This is a genomic window from Vreelandella neptunia (genome assembly GCF_034479615.1).
Taxonomy (GTDB): Bacteria; Pseudomonadota; Gammaproteobacteria; order Pseudomonadales; family Halomonadaceae; genus Vreelandella; species Vreelandella neptunia.
On the sequence record NZ_CP140255.1, the window covers coordinates 3,610,795 to 3,628,875 of the forward strand.

Annotated in this window: 20 protein-coding genes and 1 pseudogene; 12 read left to right on the plus strand and 9 right to left on the minus strand. The window is 47.9% G+C overall.

The window, feature by feature from the left end:
* The first annotated feature begins 141 nt into the window (after positions 1 to 141).
* The 4 genes and pseudogenes from SR894_RS16700 to SR894_RS16715 form a co-directional block, all read left to right on the plus strand.
* A complete protein-coding gene (locus SR894_RS16700) occupies positions 142 to 1,032 on the plus strand; it encodes a BrxR family helix-turn-helix transcriptional regulator (protein WP_223288982.1) in 891 nt (296 codons plus the stop codon).
* Entirely contained in the window at positions 1,032 to 2,036 is a 1,005-nt protein-coding gene (locus tag SR894_RS16705) for a hypothetical protein (RefSeq protein ID WP_223288981.1), read from the plus strand. The genes SR894_RS16700 and SR894_RS16705 overlap by 1 nt, the downstream gene beginning before the upstream one ends.
* 231 nt (positions 2,037 to 2,267) lie before the next feature.
* Positions 2,268 to 2,750, plus strand: a complete 483-nt coding sequence (locus tag SR894_RS16710) for a HEPN domain-containing protein (RefSeq protein ID WP_223288980.1) — start codon at positions 2,268 to 2,270, stop codon at positions 2,748 to 2,750.
* A 602-nt stretch (positions 2,751 to 3,352) separates the two neighbouring features.
* Positions 3,353 to 3,589, plus strand: a pseudogene (locus SR894_RS16715) (integrase core domain-containing protein); the annotation flags it as partial.
* Positions 3,590 to 4,036: 447 nt separating this feature from the next.
* Here the strand turns inward: SR894_RS16715 and SR894_RS16720 are convergent.
* The 8 genes from SR894_RS16720 to SR894_RS16755 form a co-directional block, all read right to left on the minus strand.
* Positions 4,037 to 5,581 (minus strand): GTPase, encoded by a 1,545-nt coding sequence (locus SR894_RS16720; RefSeq protein WP_223288979.1) that lies wholly within the window; start codon positions 5,579 to 5,581, stop codon positions 4,037 to 4,039.
* Positions 5,562 to 7,271, minus strand: coding sequence for a GTPase (locus SR894_RS16725; protein WP_223288978.1), 1,710 nt, complete (start codon positions 7,269 to 7,271; stop codon positions 5,562 to 5,564). Before SR894_RS16725 ends, SR894_RS16720 begins: the two co-directional genes overlap by 20 nt.
* Entirely contained in the window at positions 7,255 to 7,695 is a 441-nt protein-coding gene (locus SR894_RS16730) for a hypothetical protein (protein WP_223288977.1), read from the minus strand. Before SR894_RS16730 ends, SR894_RS16725 begins: the two co-directional genes overlap by 17 nt.
* A gap of 12 nt (positions 7,696 to 7,707) precedes the next feature.
* Positions 7,708 to 8,559, minus strand: a complete 852-nt coding sequence (locus SR894_RS16735; RefSeq protein ID WP_223288976.1) for a GTPase — start codon at positions 8,557 to 8,559, stop codon at positions 7,708 to 7,710.
* Between the two features lie 277 nt (positions 8,560 to 8,836).
* Complete coding sequence (locus tag SR894_RS16740; RefSeq protein WP_223288975.1) at positions 8,837 to 9,262, minus strand: TerB family tellurite resistance protein; 426 nt, start codon at positions 9,260 to 9,262, stop codon at positions 8,837 to 8,839.
* 515 nt (positions 9,263 to 9,777) lie between these two features.
* On the minus strand, positions 9,778 to 10,020 hold the full coding sequence (locus SR894_RS16745) for a DUF2846 domain-containing protein (RefSeq protein ID WP_223288974.1): 243 nt from the start codon (positions 10,018 to 10,020) through the stop codon (positions 9,778 to 9,780).
* A gap of 12 nt (positions 10,021 to 10,032) precedes the next feature.
* Entirely contained in the window at positions 10,033 to 10,248 is a 216-nt protein-coding gene (locus SR894_RS16750) for a DUF2846 domain-containing protein (protein ID WP_223288973.1), read from the minus strand.
* A gap of 216 nt (positions 10,249 to 10,464) precedes the next feature.
* Positions 10,465 to 11,154 carry a hypothetical protein gene (locus tag SR894_RS16755; RefSeq protein WP_223288972.1) on the minus strand — a complete coding sequence of 230 codons (690 nt, stop codon included), beginning with the start codon at positions 11,152 to 11,154 and terminating at the stop codon, positions 10,465 to 10,467.
* Positions 11,155 to 11,546: 392 nt separating this feature from the next.
* On the opposite strand from SR894_RS16755, the gene SR894_RS16760 reads away from it, so the two are divergent.
* From SR894_RS16760 to SR894_RS16785, 6 genes are all read left to right on the plus strand, one after another.
* Positions 11,547 to 12,785 carry a PcfJ domain-containing protein gene (locus tag SR894_RS16760; protein WP_223288971.1) on the plus strand — a complete coding sequence of 413 codons (1,239 nt, stop codon included), beginning with the start codon at positions 11,547 to 11,549 and terminating at the stop codon, positions 12,783 to 12,785.
* An 81-nt stretch (positions 12,786 to 12,866) separates the two neighbouring features.
* Entirely contained in the window at positions 12,867 to 13,487 is a 621-nt protein-coding gene (locus SR894_RS16765; protein WP_223288970.1) for a DUF2201 family putative metallopeptidase, read from the plus strand.
* Between the two features lie 40 nt (positions 13,488 to 13,527).
* Entirely contained in the window at positions 13,528 to 14,562 is a 1,035-nt protein-coding gene (locus SR894_RS16770) for a helix-turn-helix transcriptional regulator (RefSeq protein WP_223288969.1), read from the plus strand.
* Positions 14,563 to 14,603: 41 nt separating this feature from the next.
* Positions 14,604 to 14,780 carry a gamma-glutamylcyclotransferase family protein gene (locus tag SR894_RS16775; protein ID WP_246638278.1) on the plus strand — a complete coding sequence of 59 codons (177 nt, stop codon included), beginning with the start codon at positions 14,604 to 14,606 and terminating at the stop codon, positions 14,778 to 14,780.
* 40 nt (positions 14,781 to 14,820) lie between these two features.
* Positions 14,821 to 15,120, plus strand: a complete 300-nt coding sequence (locus SR894_RS16780) for a gamma-glutamylcyclotransferase (RefSeq protein WP_246638277.1) — start codon at positions 14,821 to 14,823, stop codon at positions 15,118 to 15,120.
* A complete protein-coding gene (locus SR894_RS16785) occupies positions 15,120 to 15,623 on the plus strand; it encodes an opioid growth factor receptor-related protein (protein ID WP_223288968.1) in 504 nt (167 codons plus the stop codon). Before SR894_RS16780 ends, SR894_RS16785 begins: the two co-directional genes overlap by 1 nt.
* An 807-nt stretch (positions 15,624 to 16,430) precedes the next feature.
* On the opposite strand, the gene SR894_RS16790 is transcribed toward SR894_RS16785, so the two are convergent.
* Positions 16,431 to 16,655 carry a hypothetical protein gene (locus SR894_RS16790; RefSeq protein WP_223288967.1) on the minus strand — a complete coding sequence of 75 codons (225 nt, stop codon included), beginning with the start codon at positions 16,653 to 16,655 and terminating at the stop codon, positions 16,431 to 16,433.
* 287 nt (positions 16,656 to 16,942) lie between these two features.
* Here SR894_RS16790 and SR894_RS16795 point away from each other — a divergent pair, with 287 nt between their 5' ends.
* Together SR894_RS16795 and SR894_RS16800 are read left to right on the plus strand one after the other, a co-directional pair.
* Positions 16,943 to 17,134 (plus strand): helix-turn-helix transcriptional regulator, encoded by a 192-nt coding sequence (locus tag SR894_RS16795; RefSeq protein WP_172118872.1) that lies wholly within the window; start codon positions 16,943 to 16,945, stop codon positions 17,132 to 17,134.
* 513 nt (positions 17,135 to 17,647) lie between these two features.
* A complete protein-coding gene (locus SR894_RS16800) occupies positions 17,648 to 17,899 on the plus strand; it encodes a hypothetical protein (RefSeq protein WP_223288966.1) in 252 nt (83 codons plus the stop codon).
* Positions 17,900 to 18,081: the final 182 nt, after the last annotated feature.

The following is an 18,081-nucleotide window of genomic DNA, read 5'->3' on the forward strand; positions in this document are numbered from 1 at the left end:
TAACGCCAACGGCAGTTTGTCACGCTTAAAGCTAGATTTAGCTAAAGGATCGAAAGCTCTACTACCGCTGGTCTCAGCAACTTCGCCCATGACTTTTGATCCTTATTCCTGTTGTGTACTAATAGTGAATATGAGTATCATATGACCATGAGCAAAGCTAAGTCAAACAACCCTTTAGCCATCTTGGATTCCATGCGAAACGGCGTCGTGGTACGTCAGCGCTTGCAATGGATGGAAGATCACCTATGGTGGGCGGGAGCACTCAACCGCTCCGACTTGATGCTTCGTTTTGGTATTTCACCACCGCAGGCCACGAACGATTTCTCGCTTTATCAGAAAATGGCACCGGCCAATATCCAATATGATTCCAAGAAGAAGCTATACATTTGCAGTAATGACTTTGCTCCGCTTTTCCCGAAGAATCATGAACGTTGGCTTAGGGAAAACATGTTGGAAGACCAAGCCCTACAGACCATTCAGCTGGTCAGCGTGACCTCGCTCAAGCGTGGTATTGGCTCGACGCTCATGCAGCTCATATCAAGAGCCGTCCGTAATAAGACTCCCCTTCGACTTATCTACCAATCAATGAAGTTGGCCGAACAGGAGGAGCGCATCGTCAGCCCCCATGCTATCGTTGAAACACAGGTACGCTGGCATATCAGGGCTTGGGATGAAAAACGTGAGTCCTTCGTTGACCTGGTTCCCTCCCGCATTATCGACGCTACGCCATATTCATCTGCGAACTGGGTGTCACAAGAGCATGATGAGCAGTGGAACCGGATAGTCGACGTCTTATTAATTCCTTCTCGAAAACTAACTGACAATCAGCGGCGAATCGCAGAAGCGGACTACCAGATGACGAATGGTTGCCGGATCCTTCGGGTGCGCGCCTGTCTAGTCTTTTACCAACTCTCGGCCATGTATTTAGTGGATGCGGTTCGCTATCACAAAGGGCAGCCACAAGAGCGCGACTTAGGAATCGCGGTGAAAAACTGGAAGGAACTCCAGCCGCTTATTATGGAAGTATACTGATGGCTTTAACATTAGATGACCTGGAAATGATCACGGCTAGAGTCTCGGATACGACCCAGATTCCAGATGTGGATGTATTGAAGTCAGCCTGTGCGTCTGTTTGGGTGGGCTCCGGCCTGGCTAAAATTTCAGCGGCTTATGGTGCTGCACTGACCGAGCAGTACACGGGGTATCCCAGTCATGTGATGTCAGCGCTGGATTTCTGTCAGAAGCCTTTCCTGAGGTCACTCCCAGTACTAGTATCTCTCAAGGGACGTCATGAAGATGCGGTAGATGTAGCTAAATCCGTCGCTAGGCGTTCTTCGGGTAACGCCATTCTGATCACAGGTGAGCCTGAAGGACCGGCAGCATTGGTTCTCAAAGACGGTTCCCTAACATCCAGTATCGTGACGGCGAGTTTCCCTGAACGGGATCAGCGATTCGTGAATTGTGGCTCGATATTTATGTTATCTGCCTTGGTATATCAAGTAATTAGGCAGTCGTTGGGCATGGATGTAATCGGAAACATCGACGAGTCTAAACTGACTAAGGCATTCTTTAAGGCGGGAGAAGGTGCTTATATGATTGCCCAAGGTATAATCTCTATCGAAGATTGGCAAAACAGGCAACTCATTATTCTGGGACAAGGGCTTGGGTCGGATTTGATGCTGTCATGGCAGTCGGTCTTTGCGGAAGCCGGGATTGTGACCCCCATTTTCCTCGACATCAAAGATTACACCCACGGCGATCACCTGGCTGCCGCGCGTTCTAATAACGTCATTTTCTTGGTGATTCAACACCCAAGCATTGAAAACATCTGCCACATTTTTGCGTCTCGCTTCTCAACACGCTTTCCAGTTATGGTGATCCCGCTTGAGTCTAACGGCCCTGTTCGTTTCTGGGAGAACCTCTTCTATTGCTGCAATACTGCTGATGCTCTAACAAAAGCATTAGGCTATCATGGCAAGCGTCCACCAAAGGATCCGATTATCCATGGCTGGAGGGAGTGGGGAAAACTTGAATAAATATTGCAAGAATAAAATTCACTCTCGTTTCTTGGTTAAAGACTATACCGAATGACATAATTGCTCAGAAAAGGTTAGGAAGAAAGAAGTTCGCGTATTACTTACCGCCCTTTGGAACGTGTTAGAAATCAACTTTCCTTTTTCACACTGATGAGTGCAACCTTACAGTACTGCGGATGCTCTTGAAGTCTAGGTTGATATAATGATCATTTTTAAATGTTAGGAGTAACTGTGCATATAGGTAAATTTAGGCATCAAATTAATGTGTCAAATGAGTTTTCTCAATTATCGAGAGATGACGAAGAAGCTGCTTGTATGCTTGCTGAAAAAGGGCATTTTCGGCAAGCTTGTTATTGTATAGTACAAGCTATGGAGAAGCTAATTCGCGCGAAAATTTTTTCATTAGTAAATGCAAATATTGAATATTTTAGAATCAGAAACCAAACTCATTCAATTGATTCGGCAGTTGATTTCTTGATAGAAATAATTAGTAATGATCAAACAATAAGAGAGCAGGTTTCATCTCAACTTAAATACCATGTTCTTGGCGACACTAAATATTCTTATTTACATAACAATTTGAGGTATCCTTCATATTTCAATAAGTACAACTCTTACTCAATTCTGGAGGTCGACTTTAGGGATTTTGAATTATTAATGAATCGTTTTAAGTTGCTCAAAAAGTTTTTACATGACCTACATAAATTTTCTTAAAAATATATTTTTCTAGGCATCCAATAGATAAATTTACATTATTCACTAGTTAATAACTGCATTTACAATGAATCGTCTAGTTTTTTTCTCGAAGGACCTAAAGTCTGAATATTTCAGTTATCAATTGATGGGCGACAACTCAGTTTCGTTCCCCGTGACAGCACTAACAACCCTCTAATAGATCGCGAACAGGAACTAGATAGCAATATAGGCTAGTAATGGTTATACACCTGCCGCCAGCTCTCCACCCCTGGGAGAGCCGATCACAGCTTATTTTCAAATGCCTGACTAGGTGAGGTAGTATAAGCGGTTTGAGATTCAACTTGCTGCCGTGGTCGCCACTGTTCGTGTTGGTGTAATAATATTTATCTTCTAACTCAGGTTCAGATAGATGCTGTTCGCAGCGATATGACAACATTAAAGTAGATCGCTTCAATATAGCAAGCTGTTACGCTGTAATAATAGGAAGCCACTACAACGTCAGCGATTGTGAAACGGTGACCGGTCAAGAAATAGACGTCTACCCGATCTTTGACGTGATCAACAACCGCATAGAAAAGGGCCTGACTGATCCGCAGCGAAGAAAGCGATGTTCTCTCTAAAGCAAAGAAGCTATGGCGCCACTGGGCTTTATCCAGCCGGATAAGCCTACTCAGAATGCCTTTGTGGAAAGCTTAAACGGTAAGTTCCGAAACGAATGTTTTAACTACTATTGGTTTAGGACGTTGGATGAGACAAGAGTAGGAATAGATGCGTGGCGAAACCATTACAATCACGTTCACCCTCACAGCTCACTCAATTATTTGCCGCCCATTGAATATGCTCAAAGGACGGCATAATATGGAGAATCTCATTTGGCCAGTGATACTAATCCAGGGGAAAGGTCACCGTTTTCCAGCTATTTTACCTCCTTCATCATCAGTAATGGGGTCAATACGCCATTATACTTGAGCACATCGATTATACCTGGGAGTGTATTCAGGTCGAACTTCCAGCGTTGACGCAAGTGGTTGGCAACCCCCTCCAGCTCGTCTTAATGAACAATAGTCGCAGGAAGTTATCCAACGTCGTCGAATCCAGATATAGGCAAAACTGGCCATATATCTACAAGTTAATGCCACCGTTCCAACTGTTGGAGAACATTAGCCTCGATACGCTTCTATTAAGCCTCCACTGTTCTCGCTCGTGTGCGATATTTAGCCCGAGTGTTGTTGACCAATTATGGATACTATAGTTTACAAATATAGCTAATTCAGCATGATCGAAAACCACAATTAGACAACTTGCTAGACTTGTACAGCATCCAAGCCGCTTGCCAAGCTTTTGACATATTCCCTGTCTCTAATATGCTGCTCACTACTTTCTGTAATTTTTTTGATGCTGGCATCAAGATCAGTAAGAGATTGCTCTTTCGATGAAGAAATCAATTTTCTTGATTCATCCAAGATTGCGGAACCGATGTCGCTAGCGATGCTCTCGATTAATTGATGTAGAGTAAGGGTTTGGCGTTGCTGTTCTTCGTTCTTTTTATCTTGTTCAGCAGAGGCTGAATAGATCTCATAGGCCGACACAAGTACAGTGACTGTCCAATTAGCTTTATTAGCCCACTGGCCAAGGGTCTTTTCCCAGCGGCCCTTAATGCCAGGAATTTTCAGCTTACGAAGTAACAAAAAGCCTTCTTTCAGGGTATTGCTGTCAATATTTTTAGCACCAGTAACCAGGGCCTGTTCGATGGATTCTCTAATATGTGAGCGACCTTCACCACTTCGTGTCTCAATTGAAATATCTACAGTCGCGTTCATCTCATTGGTAACGCTTTCACAGCGTTGCTGTAAGAAACCAGAAGTGGAGCTAACAACTTTGTCCGCCAGCTGTAAGATCTCACTCTCTAGCTCCACTTGAGTTGTTGAGCGATTCATTATGGAGGCAATTTCTGGTTTCGACCGAACAATTTCCGCTCGGACATGATTGGCTACCTGAGAATCAAGCAGCGCGTATTGACGAATGACTTCGTCTCGTTGGTATTGTAGGTTCTTTAACTCGGCTGTTTCATCACCATTTGCTTCATCGGCAATAGCCTTAAGCGAAGGCGTCACAAGGCATTGATGGATATGTTTACGTAAACGATCCAAATAATGGTAATCATTATCAAAACGGCGTAACCAGGACAAGAAAACAGTTTCAAAATGAACAATACCTGAATGTTCAGCCAATAATTCCGAACCTTTTAGGCGCGCCTTCATAGCAGTTTTGATGTTGACCGGAAGCACGGGGATTTCACCAACGCGCTGCAGATCTATTTGGTGAGAGGCTGCATATTGAGCCATGATATCTGTCAAGCGAGCCAATGCTTCAGGCAACGCTTCTGGGGCTAACTCGTGGTTATACACAATGAATATTTGCTTGTCGCGAGCCAACATACTGAACATACGTTCATATACATCCTTTACGTCCTGATCACCCTGGCGAATTACAAAAAGAATCAGCTCTGAGCGATCAATCTGAGCATCAGTCAAAGCTTCATGCTCAATAGGCGCGTTAACGCCAGGGGTGTCTAACAGATAGCATCCATTCCAGTGGTAACGATCCGCAGTGGCCGTTTTGGGAATATCGCCAATCGCCGCCACTTCCTCCATCACTAGTGCATTAATCAGGCTGCTTTTACCAGCGTTATAGCTCCCAAAAAGCATCACCTGCAATAGTGATTCTTCTTTTTTGGCTTTGTATTCCGCTTTAAGCGCCATCGTCCGCACGGCACCTAAATAGCGTTCTGCAGTTTCGAACAACCCATTCAGATTCTGCTCAATTTTATCAATGGCACTTATGTTCATTATCTATCTCACCTTTGGCTTTACTTAGCTTGTTATCAAATGCTTTGACTTCATTTCTTATTCGACCCGAGCTAGTTTTCATCTCCGTCAATGTTTGTGTCCAAGGCTCAAATGCCCGATCGATGATACTAGGCAACTTCTGATTGAGCTTTTCCAAGGTATCCTCAACCGCTTTGGTGGCGTCGACTCCTACCTGCTCTTTCACAATTTCTGTTTCAACCAAGTACTCCCCACCCGCGCCGCCAGCAAGACTGCCCACAATGCCACCCACAATAGTGCCAACGGGACCGAGAAAACTCCCAGCGGCGGCCCCTGCTATCGCCCCTCCTGCAGAGGCTGCGGCTTGCATAGCTCGGCCGGTCTCCTTGGAGTATTCAATCTCTACATCGGTAAAGTCACCGATGTCTTCCACGTCAATCTCCACCAGGATCGTATTCACATTTCCGACAAAGCTCTCTACTGAATGACGCATTACCGCAAACAAGCGCTCAGTCACCAACGTATTGATGCGACTGGCTAACTGGGACCGGTCTTTGTTTGCCTTTAACTCCTCAGCCCAGTCTGTCACTCGTTCAGCCAGCTCCTGCTGCAACTTAGTCAGTGTCTCCTGGCGGCGTTGGGTTAAGGAGAGAGTCTCGTAGGAGATCAATTGATCAAGTTCGTCAATCTTGGGTAACAGTTCAATCTGGATAGAAGAACGAACGGATCGATCCAAATAATTGATGATCTGCTGACGCGCTTTACGCGGTTTATAATCACTTGCCACGTTGACTAGGCCAGCCATTCGACTATCCAGCTCAGCAAGGCCGCTAGCCTGCCAGTCGTGCTTGGAATCCTGTGACTCTTTGTAGGCATGCACAGAAACCGACAAGGGGTGCCGAACCTCAGTTTGACTACCGAGCTTTTCCATGGATCGGCGATAAACATCCTCTTCCTGCTCTTTGCGATTTTCGGGACTCTTATTTATCAGTATGCTGAACAGGTTACCTTCATCATCACAGTCTTCTTCTCTGACATCGCTCCGAGTAATGACCGGCAAAAGTGGCTTGCCACTTTCCATCTCAATTTTCAGGTCATCCAGTTCCTGTACCTGCCCTGGTGATGTAGAGGGAGTTAGCCAAAGAACTGCATCGGCGCTGTCGGTAAAACGACGAGTGAGTTCTCCATTTTCATCTGTCACAGAATGCAGCCCAGGCGAATCCAACAATACCAATTTGCCATCCAGCTCGACACCTTGAATTCTTGCTGTGGTCTCAGTAATACCTTCCAGGAAGGGTTCCTGGGTATAGCAGAGTTCACCCTCCTCCAGGTAAAAGAACTTTACCTTGTCTGCAGTAAACAAAGACGCCACATAATTGCAGAGAGAACTCTTGCCGGCATTGACCTTGCCAAATACCAGCAAGATAGCCTTGTCGTAGAAATGTTGTGATAGTTCACGAGTGGTTTTGCCAGCATCCCAATCCTCCGCCCACTTGCTAATAACGCCAGCTAGCTGACGCTCAACTGCCTTGGCAGCTTCCATAAGCGGATTGCTTTCCTGCAGCTCACTCCGCACGGGAGAAATTCTTGTAACCTTTTTAATGAAATGGTCTCGGATTTCCATTAAAGCTTCTTCGCCAGCATTAATCTGCTCAAAAGATTGGGCGAAATTTTCAACCTCCTGGATCAGGCGGCTATTTGAACTCGTCATTCAGCGTCTCCAATTGCGACATAGCGCCCTCAAGATTTTGCAGTTCCTTTTGCAGGCTAGTAACCGATTGCTGCTGCTCCTTAAACCTCACCGTTGACTGCAGTAAGATAGTGTCACCCTGCATCGCTGCATTTGCCTGAGCTAAGGAGGAAACACTGAGTAGTGTCGCTAACTCGTTACGTAATGGTTCCTCGTCGGGTACCCCGTATTTTTTGGCTAGGTTTTTGGTTACGCGATCGGCATAAGACTGCAACTCCTCCTTTCTGGCCAAGGTTTCCTTACGCTTGTGCTCTTTCTTTAATTTACGTTCTTCGTCACGTATGGCGCCGTCCGAACTTCCTGAAGAGCTATCATCTGCCACCGCTGCGGTTATCGCGGCGGCAGCTGCCACGATTGCACCACCAATTAACCAAGGTATTGCCATCCTCTGTCTCCTTTACATCAAATCTAGCTTCACAGCGCGATCGACTATTTTGTTTCGAGCGTTTTCCACATCGAACCAAAACCCTTTTTTATATTTCTCCATGTTGCTCGTGGCACTTCTGAGTGAGTTTTTACGGTCATTAATCAATTCTGTCAGCTCAACCCGGGCTTTTCGTATCAGACGCTGAGCCTCTTTCTGGCGTAGTTCAACCACGTCGCCTTTCAATGTGTTCAGATAAGATAAGAACTCAAGTATGCCACTGGCCTTAATGAACCCATTTTTATCTTCGTGAATACCTCGGGTATAACGGAGTGCAGATACTTTGGATATCTGCAAATCTGGCAGTTGAGATCGAATTTCACTTACTACCTGTTCCAGATCTTCTGGTGTTACCTGGTCGATCTGGGTCAGTACCAATACCAGCTTGCTACGATAGTTGCTGTCCTGGCGCATTAACTGCTGGTATAGCTGCATCTCACTCCTGTCTAGTTCACCGGCCTTGACGTTGTGTATTAGGCACAAAATATCGGCACTTTCTAAAGCGGCTTTCATTGCCCGCCGGTCATCTTCACCACTCACATCCGCATCCAGTCCAGGTGTATCTATCCATGTGACGTCATCATGAATAAACTCGCTGACCGACAATGTTTCTCGTTTATCCGCTACCTTGAATATTTCCTGACCAATCAGCGCGTTCAGCAAGGTACTCTTGCCATGGTTATATTTGCCAAATACCGCAACTTTCGGCTGCTCACTACTACTAAGTAATACTGATAGTCGACGCAGATTGGCTCGTGAGCTGGGGAGTAGTGCTTCCAACTGACTTAACCTTTCATCCAAGCTCACATTCTGGTCTAACGTCATAGATCCACTCTCCAATCCAACGGCAAACCTGCCGCCTCTTGTAATTGATTACACACTAGTGCGTTGCCAAGGTAATACTCTTCAAGAGACATCAGATCACTAGCAAACACCTGATATCCATCATCGATTCGACAGGCTAGTGGCCTTTGATCATAAATAGTGCAGCCGATATCCGACCGATAATAAATGCAAACCCCATCACCGCGATTGTAACTACGCAACATCTCCACTTTGTGGATATTCTGACAGCACAGGCCGCACCGGGTGCAGGGAAAGCTCATAGGTGTATCAAGGCCTCACCCTGAACGAAAAGAGACAAAATACTCTTGGCCCATTCCTTATAGACAACAGCTAGATTAGGGTTCAGGCCAAAGCGTTCCACTATTTCTTCAAGCGTACCCTCTTCAGCCCGATGCATGTGACCGTCTGAAAATACAAGTGCCATCAACTCAAGCAATGCAATTTTTTTGTGGCTATCTTCCTGGAATACCTCAAGTACCGCCGCTAAATCAAACTGTTCTGGATCGTAGAATACATCGTCGACCTGCATCTCCATGCAATACTTATCAATGATTATCCTTTCCTCCTTACTAAAATCATCATCGATATGTGCGACATGATGTGCGATTTGAAGGAATGCTTCTTTTTCGGTTAAAGTCAGTCGGTTTAAAAACATTTCAACTCCTGTAATTGTTACTTTCATTCACGCTCAAATAGCGAATCTAGGCACTTATGGCCAAACCGCTTTACAACACTTAGCGAGGTCGTTGAGCTCTACATTTCTTACTTATGCAAACCTTTTGGCCATTAATACCACTCCCTCACTAGATTGAGTTCTGCCAAAAATGCCCATGTCGTGCATCAACCCACTTTTATTGCTTAGAAACGGGTCCTGATTTTAATTCAGCGGGTATAGCCTTCCTGGGCAGGTCAATGTCGACGTGGCCCTTGCTGGGGATTTAGACGATACAGCCGGTTTGCTCGTAGTAGGTTTTGGCTTCGTTCTCAAGCATGATGAGAAAAAGGCAAACACAATCAAGGCGAACAGCAGGTCGGAACCGAGAACCGACATGTCCTTGAGCAGAACAAAGCACAACTCGCCCAAACTCGACCTGCTTGACAGCTCCTAGCGGCCTGGGAGGTGCTGATAGCGCTTGTCTTCTTTCATGGAGTGCTCCGCTGGCAGGGGCACCGCACTACGGTGGTGCCCACCCAACCTTAAAGTTCGCTGCTACAATTACCACTTGCTGCCATGCTCAGTTCGCTGACTTCACGCATGCCGCTGGCTTCGTCATGGTGCCTTAAGTTCGCGCCAGCAACGAAGGCTCCCAAACGGATATACTGCTCAACGAAGTAGTTGTTACCTGCCTCTGTGAACAGCTTCAGGGTGTTGGGAGAAAACTCGGACTCGGTTGCAACCTTATGCTCCTGGCCACCATCTACTTGGTGATAGAAGAACACCCCACGGGCACTCTAGCCAATGCACTCGCCATTGATCCAGATATCCTTTTTCAGGGTCGCACCAATTGGAGAGTCCTTGCGGAATACGTAGATACCCGCTTTACCACTAGACGGTTGGTTAAACTCTTTTGCTTCGGTTGACTCTTGCTGAGTTGACATATTGACTGATCCACAGCCTGTCATAATCGTCAAAAGAGCGAGCGCTGCGATAGACTTGATCAACTTCATTACCGCTCCCTTATGCTTTTTTAAAGACTGCTCTCGAATGCCATCCTAAATTGAGGCCACCATGACCACGCATTCGGCGTTACACCAAATTCCTTTGCTTCATAACCATTTGCTAAGGTCACCTAATCTTTTGAGATAGATACCACAGATGAGTGTTCTAAATTTGGCAACAGCCCACATCACATGCCTTAATTTGCCGTTATGGTTACTTACCTTTCATTCATCTATCTGTTCCCAAACAACATCGGTAATGTTGCGGGCACGCTGCCCCTGGCCACGAAGCTGAAGTACAAAGCTCATGGCATCCCTCAGCACTACTCCATTTTCATCATTGTCAAAGCCAATCACTGCATTTGGATCAAACAGGTGTAGCGCATTGACCATTGCGTCAACTGCCGCATCACGTTCGAGAAAATCGTCGTACTCCAATTCAGACAGCTCCGCTAGCAACTTGCAATCCACCAGGGTGCCATCCAGCCAGTTAGTAGCTTCGGTATAGCCCACGCACCAGCGCAAACGAGATTCTTCAATGCAAGCCTCCATGGTGGTGGAGTTTTTGCCAACAAAGCAGCTGCCGAGCAACACACCGTCAATGCGGTAGCGTTTGGAATAGCGGGCCACAATGAGCAGCAAGTCAAGCATGGGAATACCTGCGATCTCTTTGCCAAAACCGTGCGCCGCTATGTAGACAATCCTGCTATCTAGATCGCCTTTACAAAGGCACTCTAGAGCCATTTCAAAGCTCTTTTTATCGTAGAAATTGGCATAGTGAACATCCGTATCACCAGTCAGTTTTGCTACCCCCTCGACAAAGGGAATCACACTGCTGCGATTGGCATCCCGGTCATCCAGTTCCCAAGGAGACTCAAGCACCAGAATGGCCCGGCTTGCGTGACGTAAACTCATTATTAAGATTCCAATGTATATGTATATTTAGGATAAATCGTGGCTAGCAACTGCGCAGCGTTCAATACACTTACAGTCGCGGTTCACCACACGAGTGCTGGGGAAGTAGAAAGCTGTCATACCTACTTTCTTGTTGCAGCCAGTCACAACAGAAAAAGCTGCCAGGAGAGTAAGTCTTAGCTCCGACATTCCGTGTCGCTCTGTACTCATCATGCCAACTAGCGGAAAAGTAAAATAAAATGAGGTTATCACTATGGTGGATGAGGAGATAGGTCACATCCCAAATACTTAACTAAGCACTTAGTACTAGCCTAAACCAACTAAGCGACACTTAATGTCGCATTCATCTATCACAATCAGTCAACCACGATGCCTTTAGGTTAAAACACCCGATGCGTTCTTTGATCAGCCAAACATTTTCATCCACCTGCCTTGGACGTCTTTCAGGATTTTTCCGGCACTTCTGGCCTAAAAATAACCCGCACTGCCATAACCGCATTGTGTTTGATTTGTCTTCTGCCGTTGGCTACCAAATGGAAGTACGGCTTTCGCCCTGGCAGTCAGACGCGCCGTTTTCGTGGGTTAGTAAGGCAGAAGGTGCACAGCTAGCAACGGGTGCGTTTTTGGAGCCCCCGGGCATCAGCTGGGAGGTGCTTATTGAAACCCATGGAGAGACGCTAACGAAGGGTATGCCTGGCACGCTGATTCAGGTTATTAATGCGGTGCCTTTTCTAGGCGTTGAAATAGCGCAGGTTGCTGGCCGGTTAGAAGCAGCCTTAGACATGGTAGTGTCATCGCCGCTGCTGCTCATACTGCTGGTAGAAAAGGGGGCACAAGAAAGGTGGTCAGCGGATACCTTCGCAGCATTGCTGTGTCACAAGCAATCAACGCTATGTGCAGCCGCAGGTTTACCCGCAACGCGATCATGCGCCAAGTTGCTGCGTCGCTGCCAGCTTGGCCCAATGATTCGGCGCGAACTCTTAGCGCTAAAACGGGGGCTAAATAACCCCGGCAACAGCGAGTTTGTGCGTCATCAACCTTGTGTTCACGCCAGGCACCTTATCTTTTTAGCCAACTATGAGGGCGCACGCTGGCCGGGGTTGCTTACGCTTATTGACGAGGCACTAACCCAAGCTCCCCATTACCGTGGTAGTGCTTGGCTTAAAGCGATGCTGGTGGATACCCAGCGCATGTTAGCTACAGGATCAGAAGCCCTCTACCCCGTAGTCTCATTGGCGACCTTTCAAGCCTTACACGACCGGTTAGTGGATGTTTTTAATGGTCACGCAACCGCGGGCAACCTTCAAAGTAGCGCCACTGAACTGGAGCAACGCCATGGCCCCTACCCTACGCCGTCCTTGCCTAATACAACGTTAATTACCGCCATCACTTCTTGGCAAGATTTACTCTTAGAGGGAGAGCGCATGCGGCACTGCGTGGGCAGTTACAGCAGCGCCGTCGCCAACGGACAAGTCGCTATCTATCACCTGCAGCAACCTGAGCCCGTGACGGTTGCGATCACACCCCAGGGCCAGCGATGGGTGTTAAGCCAGGCAAGCGGCGTGCGAAACGCCCCACTCTCTAAGGAAGCAGAGCATTTCATACACGTGTGGCTAACGAAGCAGTCATAGGTATACCGCATTTTTATGCGGCTTACGTTGTCGCACCCCTACCGTAGCTTATGACACCTCATCCTTGAGGAAAGGAAGGCTATGGATATGTTGGTACGTTCATCTTCAGCAATGGCGGATGCACAGCAAGAGTTAGCGAAGTGGCAGTCGGATCGCGCTTATTGGGCAACAACACTCCCCGTCATGGAGATGCTCAGTGAGTTTTTAACCTTGGTCCCCGTGCTGCATCAGCAAATAGCGACAGCGAGCACCGATGGTCAGCATCTTTATTTTTGCCCTCGTTACAGCGCCACGCTCTCTGATGAGTCACGCCTTTTTTTACATGCCCACCTAATCTGGCATTGCGTGGCCGGCCACTTAACCGCCCCACTTGTGGCTAATCAGCATCGTTGGCACTTAGCCTGTGACCATGAAGTCAATGCGCTGCTGTTAGCCCTTGGCGTATCGCTGCCATTGAATGCGCTGCTATTCCCCGTTTGCGTGGGCCGCAGCGCCATAGACGTATATCGCTGGCTTGAAGGACACCCCCACTCATCACGAGAAGTTACCGCAGACATTCATCCCGCCGCACTATGGTGGCATCTCCCCCATGCCACTCCAGACCACCACATGACTGGGCTGTGGCGACGCCGGGCCCATTTGATTTCGCGGGAGCCCGATGCGCTGCCCGAGAGAGTCGCTAAGTTTTGTGAGGCACGTTAAACTTAATGCTTTCATTCCTTTAGCCAAGGTTAGCGTCACTATGTCTGATACGCGCGATACGCTTTTTCGCTACTTGACGCTTCTGCAACTCATTCCCCGTTATCCCGGGCGAATGTCGACCCCCGTGTTGAAAGAGAAACTCGCTGAGCGTGGGTTTCATATTGATACTCGGTCGCTACAACGCGATTTGAGCCAAAAACTTTCTACGCAGTTTCCCATTGGGTGCGACGATAGCCAGAAGCCCTACCGGTGGTATTTCGATCGCGACTTTCAGTGTCAGTTGCCCGCGCTGGACGTGCCGAGTGCACTAACACTGGTACTGGCCGAAGAGTATTTAAAAGGATTACTGCCCCCTGTGGTCGTTGGGCAGTTATCGCCGCACTTTACGGATGCGAGACGGCTGCTTGATGAGATGAGCTCCAACGGATTGAGCCAATGGGCACGGAAAGTTCGCGCCATCCCCAATGGCAAAGCGCTTATTCCAGCGGCGCTTAATGAAACGACGTGGCAGATCATCTCTCAAGCCCTGCTGGAGCAGAAACCGGTGGATGTCGTGTACTTATCCCGTGCGACCAAAACGGAAAAGCACTTCACCCTTCATCCCCAAGGGCTGGTTAGCCGACACAGCGTGACCTATTTACTGGCGACAGTGAACGACTATGACGATATTCGTCAGTTCGCCATGCACCGCATCGAAACAGCCACGCTAAGTGAATCGACCTGGCGACCTTTGCACGACTTTGACTTAGACAACTACATAGCGGGCGGGGCGTTTGGCTATCTGCAAGGCAAAGCCCCCGTCACCCTCGTCGCCCAGGTAGCGCCACAAGTCGCGTGGCTGCTCAGTGAGACGCCACTGTCGGAAACTCAGCGACTGACCTCACTACCTGACAGCAGCTGGCAACAGCTGGAAGCCGAGGTGCCCGATGATCAACAAACACTGTGGTGGCTGATGGCCATGGGCGCCAATGTCAACGTCCTGGCCCCAACGTCGTGGCAAGAAACGCTAAAGGCGAATGCAGAGCAGGTACTTGCGCATTACCAACGCACACCGGTCGCGCACGAGACCTTTTAACAACTTGCCAACGATAGCCAACCTACTGGAAGGAGATAACGGTGCTCTGTTTTGCTTATGGCTCTAATATGTCTACCCAGCGCTTAGCCGCGCGGATTCCAGCGCGTTTTGTGACCACCGCCCTTCTACCGGCGTATCGCCTAGCCTTTCATCAGCAAGGCGGTGACGGCTCCGGCAAGTGCGATATTGTACCGGCATCCGATCAGTCAGCTGTCTAAGGCGTTATCTGGGAAGTCGCTTCGCACCATAAAGCTGACGTTGGATCGTTATGAAGGGCTCAACGCTGCCTACGATGAAACATGGCTGACGGTAACAGACCTAGCGGGTGACGGGCAATTTGAAGTACAGGCATATGTTGGCAAAATTACTTCCATGGGTATGCGCCCCTATACGTGGTACAAGCACCATGTGTTTGCGGGCGCACGAGAACACGGATTACCCGCAGCCTATGTCCGCGCGCTAGAACGAATTGAAGCTCGAATTGACCCAGACACCGAACGCCACGCACGCGAAATGGTGTTACATGGGCACGACGAACCGTTAGTGCGGGGAGCATAATGGGAAATGATGAGCGTTTAATCGCGTTTTATCGTGGAGAAGGCCACGATCATAAGGGACGTCGACTCGAAGATATCTGGGTACTCCCCTCTTTCTGGCTGGAACACACCCACGATTATATTCAGTGGCTGTTTCCTATCCCGGAAATGGGCCGCTTTAACGCCTTTGCGCCGTTATTGACGTCCGAAGTGCAAGCGGCTTTTGAGAGAGAAGCGTCCTTACGCCAGCGCCAGCAACATTCCCTTGATGTCATGCTGGACTTTTTTGGACTGGAACGCGAAAACTACGTCATCACAGCACAGCCCAACCTCTCGATCCAAACGCATATTTGGCTGAAAGCAGGCGGTCATAATCATCTGCGCATTACGCGGATGATCCGCTCGCTATTTTTGTGCCATCAGCCAGAACTTGCTCAGGCTTTTCAGCAGTCAGTTATCGATATTGGCACTCAGCATGGCATTGTGTCAGAGAAATCGCTGAATTATTGGCGAGATGCGATCTAAAGCAGTTTCAACCGACCGTCCAATACATTCTTACAGGCAATCCACTGTAAAAACATTATAAAAAAAGCATACCTAGAAGATAGGGAGGTGAGCCTTAGAAGGTAACAAAGGTTTGGCCATACTTTCATGAATAAGTAGCTCCTGATCCACCTATGCTAACGCACCTTGTAGTTAAGGTAACTAGCTTAGAGCTATCCCCCCATCTGCTCTTGCCACCAACGTTAATCTTGAAAGGCGTAAGGTTGCTTTTATGCGATCCCGTCATGTCGATATTTACCTTAATTTTCGACATGAAACATAGTTAATCTTGCGAAATCACCAGAGATTGATGACTCCCCTTATTTACCAATGGAAATGAGCGAAGTTTTCAGGCTTTGTTTCGCTGAGAAAGCTTCTGCTGTTGAGCGCTGCGGATCTAGTCCAGAAAGCCAAGCTAACACATCAGAGAGTAAGTACCTGACATTAAGTCCGCGACGCACGAATCGTTGGGCTGGCTCCCCTAACAGCATTCCAGTAACTCTACTTTTCCGTGCAGTCGAAGGGGATGCTGGAATCAATGAAGGAATTCACAACACTGGCTTGAAGTGTAAATGTACAACCCAAAAACACGCGCTGATTACATCAGCTCATTGAAATTGATTTTTGAAGTGCTTGGAAGAAGGGAACACAACCCGGGCTCACTAGGCTTGAAGCCTAAAGTAGCAGGAGGAAGACCGAGGGAAAGTCACGTAGTAAAAAGTAAAAAAGGCTATTGAAACAAGCGCATTATCAGCCTCCATGAGGCTGATAATGCGCCATGTTCATGTCTTAAAACCAGTCATTTTTCTTTAACATACCGATCATTTCCAATAGGTTATTGGGTTCCTCATCGTCTAACCCTTTAAGATGCTCAACGACTTCAATTTGCTCGTAAGGGTTAGCAATATGCAACATATCGATAGCATCTGCCAGTTCACTCATAACGTCAGTCACCTCTGAAACGACCGAAAGGTCACCGCGCTGCAAAGCAGAAAAAAGATCACGAACTTTCATAGTTTTCATCCTATTTGAAATACCCACTTGGGCAAATCCAAACTATCAAAGAAACCGGATCCAGCAAGGCCCCTCCAGGCCACTAAATTCTGTTTTTTTGAGAAACCAACAGGACACTAAAATCTACACATCCTTTAGCGTTGGGTCCGGACCGGGATATCAAATGCGACTACCAAGAAATAGGACGCAAAAAGGTCTAACGCCCGTATTCCAGCAATTAGACGCAACTGCTAAGCACCAGAATTTCCTAAAGTGACGGAAAAGCTTACTGTGACGTGGAGATACACATGCTTGCAAAATACCTGTCAGCTGCGGACCTGGCCTCTCGGTTTGGTGTTTCAAAGGCGACCATTTGGCGTTGGAAACGTGAAGGTCAGATCCCCTCACCAATCTATCTGGGTGCTCGCTGTACGCGGTGGCGCGAAGAAGATATCCAGACTTACGAAAAAGGGTTAATCGCCGACGCGGCGCTCGGCTAGGCATAACGGCGATCGACAAATATCTGCTAAGGGCTGCGCTGGCAGCCCTTTTTTTGTGTGTCACCCCGCCGAGCTCTCTTATGGACAAGGAAGAGGGACTGTCCCTTTTTTGGCTACGAGGTCGGTATACTGAACAGCAGGCACGCGCTGCGAGGCGGCTTCATCAGCCCGCTCAGAAACGGTTTGCAGCAACGAAAAAAACAGGCAGAATTGGTCTTGAGAGAAACGGCACGCAATACGGCACGCAAATACGGAATTTGGGGAATAAAACAAAAAAGGCTACCGTTGAAGGCAGCCTTTTTAAGTCTCTAACGTGTTGTTTTTAACCACTTTTTTAGTGGTGCCGACACCAGGAGTCGAACCCGGGACCTACTGATTACAAGATATTACAATTTAACATATCAATCAGCGTGTTATGCGAAAAAGAACTATGTAAAAGCCAATCACTGAGGCATTGTAAATCATTAGCTTAGCGATATGAACTACGTAGAAAATGGCAGCGAGAAATATGGCATGAAAATCAAGCATTTCACCTATTCCCTACGCAAAGCACCCGACGGTGGCCCCTACGTTCAGTTTGATATCCGCTTGCAAAATCACCGCGCAAAGATCGGCCTAACCCCAGCCGATACCGTCGAGCTATGGATCACCTACGCAGAAATGCCCACCGTCGTCGCGGATCTGGTCGACGAACGAACCTGGGAAGGCCACCGGAAAACCATCCTGGCCATGCTTGCCGACCACTACCTAACACCTTTTCACTGAGCACCGAAAAAGTGCATGAGTGCGCATGAAAACGCATAAAAAATACACCCCCTTATAACCGCCATTCCGCCCAGCAGTGGCGCGGCCTGAGCACCTGCCGCAATGGTGCATAAAAACCACTACATTTAGCGCGCGGGCGGGGCGGGGTGACGATAGCGCGGCGCGGGTCGCCGCCGTGGGTG

What these genes read in the sequence shown, in the direction of transcription:
- SR894_RS16700 (WP_223288982.1), top strand. Translation starts at nt 142, where the DNA reads ATGACCATGAGCAAAGCTAAGTCAAACAACCCTTTAGCCATCTTGGAT.
- SR894_RS16705 (WP_223288981.1), top strand. Translation starts at nt 1,032, where the DNA reads ATGGCTTTAACATTAGATGACCTGGAAATGATCACGGCTAGAGTCTCG.
- SR894_RS16720 (WP_223288979.1), bottom strand. Translation starts at nt 5,581, where the DNA reads ATGAACATAAGTGCCATTGATAAAATTGAGCAGAATCTGAATGGGTTG.
- SR894_RS16725 (WP_223288978.1), bottom strand. Translation starts at nt 7,271, where the DNA reads ATGACGAGTTCAAATAGCCGCCTGATCCAGGAGGTTGAAAATTTCGCC.
- SR894_RS16730 (WP_223288977.1), bottom strand. Translation starts at nt 7,695, where the DNA reads ATGGCAATACCTTGGTTAATTGGTGGTGCAATCGTGGCAGCTGCCGCC.
- SR894_RS16735 (WP_223288976.1), bottom strand. Translation starts at nt 8,559, where the DNA reads ATGACGTTAGACCAGAATGTGAGCTTGGATGAAAGGTTAAGTCAGTTG.
- SR894_RS16740 (WP_223288975.1), bottom strand. Translation starts at nt 9,262, where the DNA reads ATGAAAGTAACAATTACAGGAGTTGAAATGTTTTTAAACCGACTGACT.
- SR894_RS16750 (WP_223288973.1), bottom strand. Translation starts at nt 10,248, where the DNA reads ATGAAGTTGATCAAGTCTATCGCAGCGCTCGCTCTTTTGACGATTATG.
- SR894_RS16755 (WP_223288972.1), bottom strand. Translation starts at nt 11,154, where the DNA reads ATGAGTTTACGTCACGCAAGCCGGGCCATTCTGGTGCTTGAGTCTCCT.
- SR894_RS16760 (WP_223288971.1), top strand. Translation starts at nt 11,547, where the DNA reads ATGCGTTCTTTGATCAGCCAAACATTTTCATCCACCTGCCTTGGACGT.
- SR894_RS16765 (WP_223288970.1), top strand. Translation starts at nt 12,867, where the DNA reads ATGGATATGTTGGTACGTTCATCTTCAGCAATGGCGGATGCACAGCAA.
- SR894_RS16770 (WP_223288969.1), top strand. Translation starts at nt 13,528, where the DNA reads ATGTCTGATACGCGCGATACGCTTTTTCGCTACTTGACGCTTCTGCAA.
- SR894_RS16785 (WP_223288968.1), top strand. Translation starts at nt 15,120, where the DNA reads ATGGGAAATGATGAGCGTTTAATCGCGTTTTATCGTGGAGAAGGCCAC.
- SR894_RS16790 (WP_223288967.1), bottom strand. Translation starts at nt 16,655, where the DNA reads ATGAAAGTTCGTGATCTTTTTTCTGCTTTGCAGCGCGGTGACCTTTCG.
- SR894_RS16795 (WP_172118872.1), top strand. Translation starts at nt 16,943, where the DNA reads ATGCTTGCAAAATACCTGTCAGCTGCGGACCTGGCCTCTCGGTTTGGT.
- SR894_RS16800 (WP_223288966.1), top strand. Translation starts at nt 17,648, where the DNA reads ATGAAAATCAAGCATTTCACCTATTCCCTACGCAAAGCACCCGACGGT.